The organism is Cyclobacterium sp. SOCE241 (assembly GCF_056867545.1).
Window position 1 is genome coordinate 1,534,362 of sequence record NZ_CP149779.1, and the last position, 15,276, is coordinate 1,549,637.

The window sequence follows — 15,276 nt, forward strand, 5'->3', positions numbered from 1 at the left end:
GAATTTGTTAATTAGGAATTTTATTAAGGGTATACCAGGCCTCTGAAGACCACAATGCATTACCATTTGTACTTTTTAGGTCAACTGGTAAATTAAAATAGACCACATGGTTTTCTTTTAACCCATCAATTTTCAGGTCTATCTTCATCCCATCATCGGCCAACAACACTTCTTGGGGTTTTAATGTTACCAAATCCAATTTAGGCCCTCCATAGGCAGCCGTCGCTTCATACCTATATTGTTGTAGAACCATTTTATCTATTACAGTATCAAAATTTTTCTGATCCAAAGCTTCTGTAAACTCTATTTCAAATCCCTCCGGTTTGGCTTTAATGGACAACATTTCAAAAGTACTTTTACCATTGTAGCTAATTTTCTCCAAACCATATTGATTTTCTTTCCAACTCCAGCCACCTACCATTCCCACTTCACCTACATACAAAGCGCCATCGGGTCCCCAAACTAGTCGATTAACCCCGGCACTGAATCCTTGTGAAAATCTAAACACAGCTCCTTGGTATTGTCCATCCACCATCTCTAGGAAATCACGTTTGATACCTCCATTGCTAACATCTCCATGTAACAATTGGCCTTTATAAGGACCGTCTTTCATAAGTATGGGTTCAGAAGGTGAATTTCCTATCTCATTATCTGGTAACCAAATAGCTGGGGGCTGGCCTTAGGCGGATTTTCTTCTTCTTCCTCGGATAAACCCCAAGCCATTCCGTTATAGTTGCCCTTTTGAACATGTATTAATTTATTCGCAGGCAACCATTGTCCTTGATTATCAGTAAGAAACAATTGATCATTCGGTCCCACGCCTATTCCATTGGGGGTTCTTAAACCATAATCAAGTCTTTCAATGCTCCCATCCTTACTGATTTTCAGTGTTCTCCCTCGATCCGGAAGCTGCCTTTCGGTGGACAGTAGTCGCATGGCCATTGATAAAGTAATATAAAAATGTTCCTTTTGATAAACCAGGCCGAAAGCAAATTCGTGGAAATCGTCCCTCACTCCCCACCCATCACAGATAACCTTGTATTCATCCATTACCCCATCTCCATCATGGTCAATCAGCTTGGTGAGCTCATGTTTTTGAAGCACATAGATTTCTCCATCTACCACTTCCATTCCTAGGGGTTCGGCTAAGCCAGAAGCAATCCGTTGGATTTTAATCTTTTTTGGGTCAGGTCCCGTTACCCCTTCCATGGCATAAATTCCTCCGATAGAGTCCCAAGTACTTACAAGAAGTCTGCCGTCCGGTAAAAAAGCCAAACCTCCTACACGGGGCTGGAAATCATCATTATGTAAAACTGTTAAGTCATAACTTGGATGTACACCTTCTAGTGGGGCGCCAAAACCGGGTTTTAAGGGCAAGGGATCCGCTTTAATTTTTCTAATTGATTTTGGCTTATTATTGGTAATAGATTTTTCTTCTCCCTTAGGTCTAAATGTAAAAACGTAATCTAGAATGGTTGTTATTTCTTTTTCCTTTAAATCCGGATGTGGATTCATAGGGGTATTTCCCCATACACCTGATCCGCCATTTATTATTTTTCTTGTAAGAAGGCTGATATTAGCGGCATTTTTCTCATATCGAGTCGCGATTTGCTTGAAAGATGGCCCTACCATTGCATGCTCCTCCTCATGGCAAGTATAACAATCGCTGTTTTCCATCCATAAAATGCCCAAATGATCGTAACCCTCGGCTATAGCGGGTTTCTCTTGTTTGGAAACAGGCTGGAAATGATCTATAATAACCTCTTGGTCAGCGATTGAAATAAAATTTTCAGCATTAGATTCTTGATGTAAAATAACCTCTAAATCCTTTGATTTATTATTGACGGTAAATTTCCGCATAAATTCAATGGAACCGTCTTCAGCCAGATTGAACTCAGGCTGTTCTTCAACATGAATTGTCTCACCGCTTGGCAATACCAAATCGAAGTTTAATGTAATTTGTTCATTTAAAATTACATAACCCTTATACTTAACTTTCATGGAAACCGGAGCTTTATTTTTTCACTTGCCATTGATTGAAAAGCTTACCTTCTTCAAAATAAGGCAATCCCCAACTTGTTGGCTGAATATTTTTCTTATTGGTAAATACTGTACCTTCCTTGATCACCCCACCATTCCAAACCTTATATAACTCCCCTTTACCCAGATCGTATGCAGCAAAGTTCGCAGTATCAAAGGCGAGAGTAAGCATTCGAGGTTTTTTATCCAATACAGAACGAAAAGCCCAAGGATCCATGGAACGCATTTTAGCTTTGGAACTGGTATCTTTGCAAGAAGTGCTTATCAAAGAAAAAAGTAAAAGTACATAAAGCAACCAAGCATTCTTACTTTTTGATATGGAGGGTTTAGTGTTCATTGTTTTTTCCTAAAACGGACCTTTTTCTGTAGTAATTAGTGCATTACTCCCCCCGGCATTTCTCCTCTTTCTCTTTTTATGTCAAGTGCTTTGCCTGTTTCCGTATCGTACCAATCTTGAGTTAAGTTTTGGGGTACAGAATCATCTGTTTCAATGGACCATACTTCCAATGCTTTCCTCAATTGATCCAATGCTTTGTTTTCACCTATTGGGGTAGCCCTATTCAATAATTGAAATTCATCATCAACTATGGCATAAAACTCTTCGTATGGACGGGGAGAGATAAAAATATCTGCCTGTGCGGGATTTAATTTCCCTTGATCTCTAAGCTTTTTGAGGTCTGCATAGGAATTGCTGGAATTAGAGTCTGCAGGCCCGGGATTGGCATATTGAGCCCGGTTGTTTTTAATATAAAGATAATCTTTGGTCCGCACCATTCTTTCATGGGCTTCCTGATCATGCCAGTTGTGCTCAGCAAAAACGTAATTTCTAAAAGGTAAGTGAGGATTTTTCAGTACTGTTAAAAAGCTTTTTCCTTGAAAATTATCCGGAATATCTACACCTGCTAATTGCAAGAAAGTTGGGGCAAGATCTATACTACTAACCAATGCATCGGTAGTTAATCCCGCCTTCAATCCTTTAGGCCATTTAACCAATAAAGGAGATTTTATTCCTGAGTCAATTAATCTGGTTTTGCTTCTTGGAAAAGGCCTTCCATTATCAGACAAAATAAATAGTATGGTATTTTCTAATTGTCCCTGCCGTTCTAGTTCTTCCTCTACCAATCCAATAAAATGATCAAACCTTGTAATTTCATCATAATAATTGGCCAAGTCTTGCTTGGTGGCCTTACCATTTGCTAAATACGGTGGAACGATGACCTCTTCCGGATTATGTGCTCCTGAAAAATCATTTTCAGCCCAAGGTCTATGGGCATCCAAGGCCGCTAACCATAAGAAAAAGGCTTGCCTTTGGGTCTTTCTTTTAAAAGGGGGACCCAGTAATCTTCTCCACCCAGACCTATTTGAGGTTTTTTATCATAAATAACGTCAAAACCTTTACGTGGCACGGGACCCATGTGCCATTTCCCTGACTGTCCCGTAAAATATCCTGCTTCCTTTAATAATTCAGGGAAGGTAAGTATTTGCTCAGGCATGGCTGTATGGAGTTCCGCTGCTCCGGTATTGTGTGGGTACCTTCCTGAAATAATGCTACTTCTACTTGGACTGCATGAACTAGTAGTTAGAAAAAATTGGAAAATCTCACTCCTTCCGTGGCGATTCTATCGGTTATCGGGGTTACAGCAATTTCATTGCCATAGCTGCCTAAATCCTCATAACCAATATCATCGGCAATTATCATGATAATGTTGGGACGATTATCTTGGGCATAAATTGAAGTATTAGTGGCTAATAAAGCCATTAATACTAGGGTAAAGCTAACTGATTTCATTATTCCTCTTTAAAATCTTTCTCATAATCACTATCATTTACCCAACCTGTTTTAAAGGGCTCTCCTTTCATATAACGATTGTAAAAGTCTCTTTGACTATCTTGGGCATATTGATAATTATCGAAAATGGCGCCATTGCCAGACATCCTAGGGTCCTTTTGGGCTTTTAATTGTCGAAACAATTCATCCTTAAGTCCTTCCTTAATATTTTGATATTCAGGATGCAAAGCCAGATTATTCAAACCATAAGGGTCTTTCTTTCTATCATAGAGTTCTTCTGAGGGCCTTTTTCCAAAAGATAGGTTCCAATACTTGTACTCTCCTTCAATTCTTCTTTGATTAAGAATCACTGTTTTGGTAGGGCTTCCATCCGTATTAAGGTATCCCGTTTCAGGGTTTCCTGCCGGCCACCGCTCAGTTTCAAAATTATGGATATAGGTATATTCTTCATTGACAATTCCGCGAATCGGGTAACCTTGATCATCCGGTCTGCCGATATCATGCCTTTCCTTTCCTATTAAAACTGCATTCCTACTTGGGTCAGTTTTACCTCCTTTTTCAGTTTCAAATATGGGTAAAAGGCTTTCTCCCGCAAATGCAGCCATGCCCGAACTGTCAAAATTAACCCGGCCCACTTCAAGAAACGTAGGTGAAAAATCTAGAAAGCTTACAAAGTCATCAATCACCCTACCTGGGTTTTTAATACCCTCGCCCCACCTAATGGCCAGGGGAAGGTGGTTTGAATACTCATATCCTTGACCCTTCACCCTTGGAAAAGGCATTCCATTGTCTGCTGTAACCACAATCAAGGTGTTTTCAAGCATCCCTCTCTTTTCAAGTGTTGCCAGCATTTTCACCAAATGTTGGTCAAAATATTCAGTTTCATAAGCATAATCTAAAAGGTCATTTCTGATAGAATCAGTATCCGGCCAAAAAGGTGGTACTTGATCAATCATATCTATGGTTTTTCCTCCAAGGGAAGCTCCTGTTCCATAAGTATAAGCCCTATGGGGCTCAAATGATCCATACCAAAAATAAAATGGCTCTTCTTCCGGTTTCTCATCCAGAAACATCTCAAAATTAGCCGCATAATCTATCGGACTAATAGAAGGAGTTGGTGCCTCCATTTTAAGATCACTAAACCTTTTACCCGTAAGCTCTCTTTCACCGGCATCTCCGGGAGCCCATCCTTTTCCAGTATACCCGGTGAAATAACCATTGTTTCCCAAAACTTCTACATGGGATAAGAATTTTTCGGGAAAAAAAGGCACATGGTTGGCAGCCTCTTCCAATTGCCAGGAATTTCTTCCTGTAATGATGATGGAGCGGGAAGGAGAGCATTTGGCATTGGGAGTATATGCCCTCGTAAACAATAAGCCTTCCTTTGCCACCCTGTCAAATCCGGGCGTTTTAATCCAATCTGTACCGTAAGCCCCTGTATGTGGATAAGACAAATCATCTGCTATTACAAATAAGATATTGGGAACTGGTTTTTCCTCTTCTTGCTGTTTACAAGAAAAAAACAAGTACAAATAAACACTACTACCAAAAACCTAATACTTATGTGTATAGACATATTTTTTTGTTTATTTTGAGCTAACGCACCTAAAACCGGTATGTTCTAAGCCTGTATCTGCTGAAGATTTCATTTTACCACTTACCCTATAGCCCTCGCAATAGGACACATTACATAAAAAGGAGCCACCTTTCACTACCTTTTTAGGAACAGTTGGTTCTTGTGGGTCATAACTATCCTTTGGACCTTGAGGGTTAATAGCTACTTCATCAGTAATTCTTTCATAATAATCCTCCCTGTACCAGTCATTGGTCCACTCCCATACGTTACCCGCCATGTCATACAATCCATAACCATTTGGTTCAAAAGATTTAACTGGAGCCAATCCTTGGAAACCATCTTCTGCTTTATCCGTCACAGGAAAATCCCCTTGCCATATATTGGCCATAAAGCCATTCTTTTCTACAGGATCATTTCCCCAAGGGAAAGATTTGTCTTCTAATCCACCTTTGGCAGCATACTCCCATTCTGCCTCAGTTGGCAATCTTTTTCCGGCCCATTTTGCATAAGCCACTGCATCATCCCAAGCAACATGTACCACCGGGTAATTTTCTTTTCCTTCTATACTACTTCCAGGTCCTTGAGGCATTCTCCAATTGGCACCGGGGGTCCACTCCCACCATTGGGCGGCATTATTTAGTGGAACCGGTTGATTGGGTGATCGAAAAGTCAAAGAGGCCGCCACAAGGACTTCATCCGGCGGTTTGGGAGTTCCCGGAGGCAATTGTTTTTTAATTTCTTCCCAGTCTGGTTTCTTTTCAGCAATGGTAACATATCCGGTAGCCGCTACAAAAGCTGCAAACTGGGCATTGGTCACTTCAGTCTCATCTATCCAAAAACCATCTACTTTAGCCTTATGAGCCGGTAATTCATCTCTTCTACCTCGGTCGTCCGTGGAACCTCGGGTAAATTCTCCTCCCTCAATCCAAACCATGCCTTCATGAGAAACAGGTGCATCTCGCTCTTCTATACTACTCTCCGCTGTATTCGCTCCTGAGGTGCTAAATCTATCCGGAATATTTTCATGACATGAAGCAATTTCATCAACTTTATCCTCCACTACTTCTTTGTTGTTGGAGGAAGTACATGCGTATTGACTTAAGATCACTAGTCCTATTAAGGACATAAATTTTAATCGATTGAACATTTTTTGGTAATTAAATTAAATCAACTTACAATTTAAAGAAGTTAGGTACAAACACCTATTCTTGGTCATAAAATTTGATGAATGCACTATTTATCATTTAGGAAGTGTTCACCAGGTTCCATCAAGGTACTTTAACCTACGAATGACCTCTTCATTTTCCGCCAAAAGCTGTAAGTTATCTGAATTAAAGTTGGTTCCATAAAGGGTGTGATCCTTAAAGTACACCAAGGTATTCAAGGCAATCAAATTTGCTACAGGATCTTTCGATTGATTTAGCCATTCGATCAACGCAGGCATGGGGTTAGTTGCCCCTACCCTGCCCGAAAGTGTAATGGCACTCAATTGGACGATGGGAACAGCTTCGTTTTTAAAATCCGGAAACTTATGGTAATCCGGCTCTACTTCTTCGCCAAATGTACATGCCACGGAATATGCCCAATACCTTTCCAATTCGTCCCCATCCTGAACCATTTCAAGAACATTATCCTTTACTTTCATCCAATCCTCTGTGGCCCAATCGGCTATTTCAATAAGCTGCTTAATTTTATCATGATGCTTTATTCCAAAGGCAACCGGATCACCCAAGGCGCGATTCACCAAAATATTTTCCGGAAAAAATCCAAGATCATTTTTTCCATCATCCATGTGTTGAGTCGATCTCGGAGTTCTTTTAAAACCTCCTTCTCTTCACCGGCCAAATTATTGATTTCATAAGGATCGTCTTCCAAATTGTATAACCTCTCTACAGGCTTTTCTCTAAAAAATGCAGCTTGTTCAGTATTCAATTGTCCTTCTTTATAAAGATCTTTCCAAGAGGCAAAAGCCATCATTTTATAGCGATAATTGTTTTGCAAACCGTCAGGATAATAAGGCTGGTAACTACGAATATACTTCCATTTCCCTTTTCTAATCGATCGTAGCATCTCATATTTTTCATCAAAGCGATCTGCATGCCCATAGGTCTCGTCTCTGCTTTCTAGGTTAGCTTTCTTTAGCCCCTGACCCAGAAAGGGACTACCATCCATTTGTTCTGGAACTTCTAGCCCTGCTAAATGCAATACTGTGGGCGCAAAATCTATGAAACTTACAAATGCCTGTGGCTTTTCCTTTGGTTTATAAGGAGACAAATGTTTATAATTTTCAGGAATTCTCACCACCAAAGGAACGTTTAAACCTGTTTCAAAGAGGTACCCTTTACTTCCTGGTAAAACGCCTCCATGATCACCAAAATAGAAAATAAAAGTATTTTCAAGCTCTCCTGAAACTGCCAATTCATCAATTTTCTTTCCTATCCAAGCATCAATTTCTCTGATTTTATCTCGATGATAAGCAACTGTATACCTGAACAAAGGGGTATTCGGAAACTGGGGAAAAAGAAATACTTGCGCAGGATCATCCGTAACTTTATGATTTGCCATTACATCATTAGAAAAATGCAGCCTACTTTCATGGCTTTCATGGAATGTTTCCTGATGAAAAAATGGTTGATTTTTGTCCGGTCTATTTTGCCATGTGGCTTTGTTTGAGGAATTGTCCCAAACATTCTCATTTTCTACTGCATTGTAATCTTTCTTATAATTATTGGTGGTATAATAACCCGCCTTCCTAAGATATGCCGGGAACATTTCCAAGCCTTCAGGCATTGGGGCCAGTTTAATTTTCCGGTGTAGGTACATTCCTGTCCTAGTGGTAAGCGTCCCCGAAATAAGTGTGCTTCGTGCTACTGAACAAACCGGGGCATTAGAAAATGCATTGGGATAAAGCAGCCCTGATTGAAGCATATTTTCAATATTTGGCGTTTCCACACCATTGGGATCAAATAGCTTCATAAAGTGCTTGGAATTGTCTTCGGAAATAAGGAAGACAATGTTAGGTTTGTCCCTCTTTGCTTTCACCTGGCCTAAGACTTCCCCAGCAACACTAAACATAACAATAGAACAACAAATCACAAAGCGGCCTATACTTACAGTGTTCTTCTTTAAACAATTCAATATAATCATCATGTTCGTATTAAGAGATTTTTATGGAATGGTGAAAAGGGGTTGTACCTGTCAAAAAGGCCGTAGGTGCATCCATTTTAGGCAAAGCCCCCTTATGTTTACCCATTTGTGTTGGTACAAACCCGGCCCAAACATTATAGAAGCCCCATTCCCTAAATACTTTCCCATTCCATCTTTTAAAAATACGGTCTCTTTCATTCCTTCATGGGGAACAGTACCGGAAAAAGATCCTCCGGGCCTAAATATTAACTCAAGCGCAACCGGAACATTGTCTGTCCCTGTGATAGCAATATCAATCGAAAATCCTTCCGCCACCTCCTGAATGGTAACAGTACTGTAAAGCTTTTGAACTTCTGATTGGTTTCGCTGGCTTCTTGGCATTTTAGACCATACCCCATCACCGGGAATGTTTTCTTTTGGAAAGGGCTGGTAATAAGGGCCTGTCAACTCTCTAAAGAGAATGTATTTGCCATTTTCTACCTTATAGGAATCAGCGGAGAATTGACCTTTCCCAAAAAAAGCACTGGCAAACCTCATTCCTTGTAGGGCCAATTCTTTTTTATGAAAAGTAAAAAAAACAGTACTTCCGGAAAGTATTGAAGCATCATAATCCCCTCTTCTCACCCTAATTAAATTTGAGTTCCGAAACTCTTTGGCATAATTGACCGGCAATGCTTTTGAAGCAGGCAATTCCTCCCAAAGTGAGGGATCCTCTAGGAAATAATATAGAAAACCAGTTGTCTTCCTGAAACAAGTTTCTTCAATTAACTTACAAGCAGTAGCAAATTGCCCATCTCCAGTTTTTAGGGCCATGTAGCGGAATGGATAATAATAGTTTTCTAAGGTCCCTATTCTGGAGTTATCCTGTCTTCCGGAGGCTTCCGTTACAATTTCCCCATTGGGATGCAGGTAATAAAGGTTCATTTTAAGATTTTTTGCTACATAATCCAGCAATTCCGGCTTATTGAATCCTCTTGCAATACTAATCAGCACCCTATCACTTAAAGAAGAGTAGATATAGCTACTTTTTCTTCAAATTGCCCATCTTCATCCAAATCAATTTGTTCTGATAACCATTCTTCAGCTCTTAATCGATAAGCTTCATCCGGCTTAATTTTATAGAGTTCAGCAAGGGCCGAGCTTACCACCCATCGGTGGTTGGGTGTATGAATACCTCCAATTTTTAAGGCTTCTCCTGCATGGATAAGGAATTTTTGAGAGGATCCAAAATCAGTTGTTTTTGAGACACCTCTGAGTGAGCTAAAAGCCTCCAAACCGGAGCCAACCATTTTACAATAAAACCAGTATCAGGAGTGGAATGAAAATTGGTAGACACCAAATCTATGGTGCCATCCTCATTTTGAAGGCCTAGAAAAAAATGACAGGATAACGCTAATTTCTCTCTTAACTTTTCGTCATTATAAAACTCTGATTCTGGACTTACCAAGGCACAAATGCCCGTCTTCAAAAAAGAAGTGATAGAATGTGCCGTTGCCATTTCGTTTCCATCTAAAACAGCCCCATAAGTGATCGCACTCTTGTCTCCCACAAACCTGAGAAGGATATTATGAAGGGACAAATCATTATTAGAAATCATTTGTTTTAACCATTCTGGTTTGTTGATTTCTATTTTATTATTTGAAGGTTCGAAAGAGGCAATTGGCAAACTAGAAAATGGAGCAAGGAGGGTTAATGTTCCATTTTTTTGATGAAAGCTCTACGCTTCATAAATTGTATCGGATTTAGTTTATTTTGGGACTTATTAAAAGCTAAATATACAATTTTTTTAAGACTGAAAAAGCCATGGTATAACTTAATCAATAAGTTACATTAACCTTTTATAGGATTAATAATCCACAAGCATTTAATTCTTCTTTCATTGAGGGTGTAAAAAAAGCATCAAAATTCCCACAAGACTCTTCAAAGCTATCCTTAAAAGCAATATAGGAAAGAGGTCTTGATGATGTTTTCATCTCCTCCAGTATATCCAACAACCAATCCGTCTGATTTTTTGTTAGGCTTAGGTCCACTATGGCTGAAGGAGTGTGAAAGGTCAATAATACCCTTGGGAAAGATTTCTTTTTTTGCGAACGATTTTTTCTTCCACAATTGGGGCGTTTCCTATCCAAACCACCTTGGCGGTATCCTTTGGCGTTTTATGGTCTGCATTTTCAAGACAGGAAGCAATGTAATCCGGACCTATGGTAGGCCTTGGAATTTTAAATTCAAACCATTCTTGCAAGGGAAAGTCGAAACCTATGCCATGCATAAAATTAAAAAGTGACTTCTTTAAACCAAAGCTAAATTGGGAATGATCTACCCCGGTTGGATCTGAGAATGCAATGTCATTGTTTGCAAAAGTGACTGTATTCTGCTTGGAAATAATATGAAATTCTTCTGGTGCCAAACCAATAGGGCTATGAGCTGTAAGGGCAAATTGATGCCAAAAACCCGAACGTAACACACCTTGCTCAAACAACTGACGAACCATTTCAAGGCTATCAATGGTCTCTTGAATTGTTTGGGTAGGATAACCATACATAAGGTAGGCATGAACCATAATACCTGCCTCTGTAAAGTTTCTGGTAACTTGAGCCACTTGCTCCACAGTCACACCTTTATCAATAAGCTTAAGCAATCTATCCGAAGCTACTTCTAACCCACCGGATACTGCGATACAACCGGAAGCTGCCAATAATAAGCATAAGTCAAGTGAAAAACTTTTTCAAAACGAATATTTGTCCACCAAGTGAGGCTAAGTTTTCGTTTAATAATTTCCAGAGCAACAGCACGCATAAGGGATGGTGGTGCAGCTTCATCGACAAAATGAAAACCGCCCTCACCGGTTTCTTTTATCAATTGCTCCATCCTATCAACCAAAATCCCTGCAGTTAGAGGTTCGTAGATTTTTATATAATCCAGAGATATGTCACAAAATGTACATTTTCCCCAATAACAGCCATGGGCCATGGTTAATTTATTCCACCTTCCATCACTCCATAAACTATGCATGGGGTTGGCAATTTCTATGACAGAAATGTATTTATTCAGATCCAAATCCGAATAATCGGGAGTGCCTAATTCATTTTGTTTATAATCCTTCTCTTCGGAATCATTCTTATAAATAACATTCTCACCATACCGAAAAAAAGTACGCTTCAATTTCGTATTTGAATCAAATGGAAATTGCTTTTTTCTATTAGTCTCAATAGAATCTCTATGGGTTTTTCGCCATCATCCAGGCAAATAAAATCAACAAAATCAAATACCCTTTGGTCAGAAACACTTCTCAATTCAGTATTTGGGAACCCTCCTCCCATTACAATTTTAACCTCTGGGTAATTGTGTTTAATAAACTGCCCACAGCGAAAGGCACTGTACAAATTCCCGGGAAAAGGAACAGATAAACCAACCATTTTAGGTTGGATGGTTTTCATTTGAATATCCAGCAACTTAATACTTATTCGATCGATATAAGTAAGTTCTCTGTTTAACTTACCATAAAGTTCGTCAAAACTGTTGGCACTTTTTCCTAGCGACTCTGCATACCTACTGAAGCCAAAATTTGAATCTACACATTCAATAATAAAGTCAGACAAGTCTTCCAAATAGAGGGTAGCCAAATGTTTGGCCCTATCCTGCATTCCCATATTTCCAAAAGCATAATCCAAGTCATCCAAATGTTCGAATCTAGCAGCCTTTGGCAAAAAATTATCTGCACAAATCTTTCTGGCCAGGGTCGCGTTGCTCCCTTTCAGGAAAAGGATTACAGGTTCAATTGAAAGGAGGTATACCTCTTTTAGCGCATATATTCTACCTGCGTTTTCACTTTTAATGGTCTGGTTATGCTCCGCAAATAAAAAAATCTCTTCCAATCCTTTTTTAGAAAACATGGCCAGAATAACATCCATGCCCAAATCCATTTGAAAACTACTGATCCCTTTGGTGTTCAAAAAGCCTTTTAAATAGGCTGTGCCGGGATAAGGCGTATTCAACTGGGTAAATGGAGGAGTAATTAAAAGTAAATCTTTCAAAGAGTATGCATTTAGGATGATACAAAAGTAAACTAAAACCCTTTACTCGGCTATATTTATTGAAATAAAGGTTGCAATCCCAAACCTAAAGCCACCTGAGCTGTATTTCTCATTTTCAAATCCTGCCCCCATCTCCAGCCTAAACAACCTAAACAGGTTATCCAAAGAATAACCCAGCTCCCAATAGTGAGGGAGTTTTCTGTTTTCAAATAATTAAAGAAAAGATTTTCCCTAATTCCTGAAAATCTCAATCCCGGTAACTGAGTGAAAATAAATTTTCTGAATTGGTAATGAATCAAACCTCCAAAATAGCGATCCAAGGTACTAAAGGAATAATAATCCAAAAACCTATAGTTACTGGCTGCCCCCATATTGCTAAAGACCGTTCTATTGCCTCCCAAATGTTTAAAATCCATAAAATAGGCATTCGCTCCATCAAAAAAATCACCCGCAAATAAATTAAATGCCAACCTTCCACTCACGCCAAAGGGAACAGAATGTTTCAATCCCAATTCCGCATGTTGATATTCACTCACTTCAGCCCCTTTAAAAACAATTGGAGCTGCTTGCTTGTACCTGAACATTATTAGAGGAGCAGTAGTCATTAGTGGAATTTTTCGATTATTCCTCATATGGTATTTTAACCCCGGCCTCCAATCAAGGCTTAAATCAATTATGGCTGCTTGATTTGAATCAAAATAACTTTCGTTAAAGCCTTTTTGAAATGGCTTATTTGAAGTGTATTCTTTGCTATCTTTATAAAACAAGCTATAATAACTTTGGTTGGATAATGGACTTCTATCTTCCAAACTAAAGCTTGCCCTATAAGTAAATTGATCTCCCAACCTTTGAGCCCAATAAAGTTTGGCAAAGTACTTTTCATAAAGCTTCATATAATTTTCTCTAAAAAATAGGGAATACAAGGCATTTACTTGTTCACTTATAGGAGCTTCCTCATTGTATTGGTAAATAAATTTTCCACCATCCATTCCCCAAGAATACCCTTCCCTTCCTTTGGTTACAGACCTACGGAAATTTAAAGTCATGTAGGCCTTTTTGCTCGCAAATCCATACCTAAACTCCGGCTTAAAGTTCCATGATCTTACCTCATTGGTCACACTATCAGCCATTTTGGTGATTTTCTCCTTCCTATAAAATCCGGAAAAACCCAATTTAAAGCCTTCTACAGTATTAAAGGACATTTTTGTCCAATTGGTATAAAACCCAGCAGACTTACCTTTTCCAAAATTGTACCTCCCTCAGGTAAGTAGATCAAAAGGATTAAACTTTCTTTTTGCTTTTTGAGCGATACTATCAACCTCACTGTTTTTAGCTTTGGCTACAAGCGCCAAACTATCGTCTCTAGCATAACCTAAAATCTCTTTTTTAGTTAGAGGTGTCGGTCGGATACTGTCCCAGTAAGCCATGCTTCTTTGGGTCGCCAGCGAATCAATCACTTGACTTCTTACTGACACTATTTCTTGCTCTTCTCGTGCTTTAACTTGCTCTTTTTCATAGGCAGTGATTAGTTTCCGGAATTGTTTTCTACTCAACTGTTCAGCTTCCTCCAATTGCAAAAGTGGGGCTTCCTTATTGGTTAAACTTTTCACTTCTTCAGGAATATCTGTGACTTTTTCATTTAGAATTTCAGTATCAAACTGTAGCTCCGGGTTGAGGGTTAGCTCGTAATCTCTCGTGGAAGCCAAATACTGAAACTGCCCTTCAAAACCGAAAAATTTCCCTCCAAAAATATAGGTATGGGTGATGGGCATCCATACTTTTTTCTATGGGAGCATATTGTTGGCGAACACTAATCTCAAAACCTAAAAGAGAAGTATTAAGATCCAAACTATGAATAGACCATAAATCTTCTACAATGTAAATATAACCATCAAAGACCTTTTCCCCTTTAGACCGAGGAATGACCCTTATTTTGTTCACAAGTACCTCATCTTCCAGAAAGGTACCCTCCAAGCGAAACCTATAATAGGCAAAAGCTGACCTTGATAAGGGGCTTATGATTTCATTTACCTTGTCATCATAAAAACTCGCCCCAATATATGGAGCAGGAGAAGTTTGGTTATTGTCTCCACTTGTCCGTATGCTTATGACCTCTTCTTTGATTTGATTCGGTTGTGTAAAACTAACCCTAGAAACCGATTCTGAAGTATAGGCTTCATTTAAGCTAACACCTTCTTTCGCTAACTTCTTCTTAAGGAAAAAGGAGCATCGCTTAGCTCTCCGGTACCCTTGATGTATACCATCATGGTATAAGCTTCTACTTGAAGTTTATGGTATTTGGCTTTAGCGATGGCTTTCCTGATAACTGTTAATGCGGGATCCTCAGCACCTTCTTTTACCTCTACTTCAGTCAATCCATAGGTTTGCATTTCCAAGGAAATGTTGACTTCTACCCAATCCTCTTTAACTTCTACCGCCTTTAGCTGTGTAGTATACCCCAAATGCTGAAAAAGCAAATTATAATTACCTTTAGGAAGTTTCCATTCAAAATAACCGTTTTGATTGGTCGGGATACCATCATTTAGGTTTCTGGCAAAAACAGTGGCAAAAGCCAAGGGTTTACCATATTCCCCTGATACAAAACCTTTAATCCCTTGACCAAACAAAGGAATTGATGCCAGACCAAGTAAGGTAAACAATAAGCTTGTTTTACAAATTCTATTTAAAGT

At 39.2% G+C, this 15,276-nt stretch carries 16 protein-coding genes and 2 pseudogenes; all 18 read right to left on the reverse strand.

Annotated elements, in window-relative coordinates; translation table 11 throughout:
• Positions 1-7 precede the first annotated feature (7 nt).
• Positions 8-613 (reverse strand): hypothetical protein, encoded by a 606-nt coding sequence (locus WG932_RS07490; protein ID WP_483087505.1) that lies wholly within the window; start codon positions 611-613, stop codon positions 8-10.
• Between the two features lie 26 nt (positions 614-639).
• Complete coding sequence (locus WG932_RS07495) at positions 640-2,001, reverse strand: c-type cytochrome (protein ID WP_483087506.1); 1,362 nt, start codon at positions 1,999-2,001, stop codon at positions 640-642.
• Between the two features lie 13 nt (positions 2,002-2,014).
• Positions 2,015-2,377, reverse strand: coding sequence for a hypothetical protein (locus WG932_RS07500; RefSeq protein WP_483087507.1), 363 nt, complete (start codon positions 2,375-2,377; stop codon positions 2,015-2,017).
• 35 nt (positions 2,378-2,412) lie between these two features.
• Positions 2,413-3,318 carry a sulfatase-like hydrolase/transferase gene (locus WG932_RS07505; RefSeq protein ID WP_483087508.1) on the reverse strand — a complete coding sequence of 302 codons (906 nt, stop codon included), beginning with the start codon at positions 3,316-3,318 and terminating at the stop codon, positions 2,413-2,415.
• 5 nt (positions 3,319-3,323) lie between these two features.
• Positions 3,324-3,829 (reverse strand): annotated as a pseudogene (locus WG932_RS07510) (sulfatase-like hydrolase/transferase).
• Positions 3,829-5,361 carry a sulfatase family protein gene (locus WG932_RS07515; RefSeq protein ID WP_483087509.1) on the reverse strand — a complete coding sequence of 511 codons (1,533 nt, stop codon included), beginning with the start codon at positions 5,359-5,361 and terminating at the stop codon, positions 3,829-3,831. The pseudogene WG932_RS07510 and the gene WG932_RS07515 overlap by 1 nt, the downstream one beginning before the upstream one ends.
• Positions 5,362-5,415: 54 nt before the next feature.
• The gene (locus WG932_RS07520) at positions 5,416-6,531 is read right to left on the reverse strand and encodes a formylglycine-generating enzyme family protein (RefSeq protein WP_014022646.1); all 1,116 of its coding nucleotides are present in this window, start codon (positions 6,529-6,531) and stop codon (positions 5,416-5,418) included.
• A 129-nt stretch (positions 6,532-6,660) separates the two neighbouring features.
• On the reverse strand, positions 6,661-7,197 hold the full coding sequence (locus WG932_RS07525) for a hypothetical protein (RefSeq protein WP_483087510.1): 537 nt from the start codon (positions 7,195-7,197) through the stop codon (positions 6,661-6,663).
• Positions 7,146-8,447 (reverse strand): sulfatase family protein, encoded by a 1,302-nt coding sequence (locus tag WG932_RS07530; RefSeq protein ID WP_483087511.1) that lies wholly within the window; start codon positions 8,445-8,447, stop codon positions 7,146-7,148. The genes WG932_RS07525 and WG932_RS07530 overlap by 52 nt, the downstream gene beginning before the upstream one ends.
• A 156-nt stretch (positions 8,448-8,603) precedes the next feature.
• Positions 8,604-9,545, reverse strand: a complete 942-nt coding sequence (locus WG932_RS07535) for a hypothetical protein (protein WP_483087512.1) — start codon at positions 9,543-9,545, stop codon at positions 8,604-8,606.
• Between the two features lie 8 nt (positions 9,546-9,553).
• Positions 9,554-9,700, reverse strand: a complete 147-nt coding sequence (locus WG932_RS07540; protein ID WP_483087513.1) for a hypothetical protein — start codon at positions 9,698-9,700, stop codon at positions 9,554-9,556.
• A gap of 35 nt (positions 9,701-9,735) precedes the next feature.
• A complete protein-coding gene (locus WG932_RS07545) occupies positions 9,736-10,149 on the reverse strand; it encodes a hypothetical protein (RefSeq protein WP_483087514.1) in 414 nt (137 codons plus the stop codon).
• A gap of 241 nt (positions 10,150-10,390) precedes the next feature.
• The gene (locus tag WG932_RS07550; protein WP_483087515.1) at positions 10,391-10,609 is read right to left on the reverse strand and encodes a hypothetical protein; all 219 of its coding nucleotides are present in this window, start codon (positions 10,607-10,609) and stop codon (positions 10,391-10,393) included.
• Positions 10,606-11,247, reverse strand: a complete 642-nt coding sequence (locus tag WG932_RS07555; protein ID WP_483087516.1) for a radical SAM protein — start codon at positions 11,245-11,247, stop codon at positions 10,606-10,608. The genes WG932_RS07550 and WG932_RS07555 overlap by 4 nt, the downstream gene beginning before the upstream one ends.
• A complete protein-coding gene (locus WG932_RS07560; RefSeq protein ID WP_483087517.1) occupies positions 11,208-11,714 on the reverse strand; it encodes a hypothetical protein in 507 nt (168 codons plus the stop codon). Before WG932_RS07560 ends, WG932_RS07555 begins: the two co-directional genes overlap by 40 nt.
• Positions 11,711-12,586, reverse strand: coding sequence for a hypothetical protein (locus WG932_RS07565; RefSeq protein WP_483087518.1), 876 nt, complete (start codon positions 12,584-12,586; stop codon positions 11,711-11,713). The genes WG932_RS07560 and WG932_RS07565 overlap by 4 nt, the downstream gene beginning before the upstream one ends.
• Before the next feature lie 56 nt (positions 12,587-12,642).
• Positions 12,643-14,845: pseudogene (locus WG932_RS07570) on the reverse strand (DUF5686 family protein).
• Entirely contained in the window at positions 14,788-15,246 is a 459-nt protein-coding gene (locus WG932_RS07575; protein ID WP_483087519.1) for a carboxypeptidase-like regulatory domain-containing protein, read from the reverse strand. Before WG932_RS07575 ends, WG932_RS07570 begins: the two are co-directional and overlap by 58 nt.
• Positions 15,247-15,276 lie beyond the last annotated feature (30 nt).

Bases quoted from the DNA above. Each gene is read 5' to 3' on its own strand.
- WG932_RS07490 (WP_483087505.1), bottom strand. From the start codon at position 613: ATGAAAGACGGTCCTTATAAAGGCCAATTGTTACATGGAGATGTTAGC.
- WG932_RS07495 (WP_483087506.1), bottom strand. From the start codon at position 2,001: ATGAAAGTTAAGTATAAGGGTTATGTAATTTTAAATGAACAAATTACA.
- WG932_RS07500 (WP_483087507.1), bottom strand. From the start codon at position 2,377: ATGAACACTAAACCCTCCATATCAAAAAGTAAGAATGCTTGGTTGCTT.
- WG932_RS07520 (WP_014022646.1), bottom strand. From the start codon at position 6,531: ATGTCCTTAATAGGACTAGTGATCTTAAGTCAATACGCATGTACTTCC.
- WG932_RS07525 (WP_483087510.1), bottom strand. From the start codon at position 7,197: ATGGATGATGGAAAAAATGATCTTGGATTTTTTCCGGAAAATATTTTG.
- WG932_RS07545 (WP_483087514.1), bottom strand. From the start codon at position 10,149: ATGATTTCTAATAATGATTTGTCCCTTCATAATATCCTTCTCAGGTTT.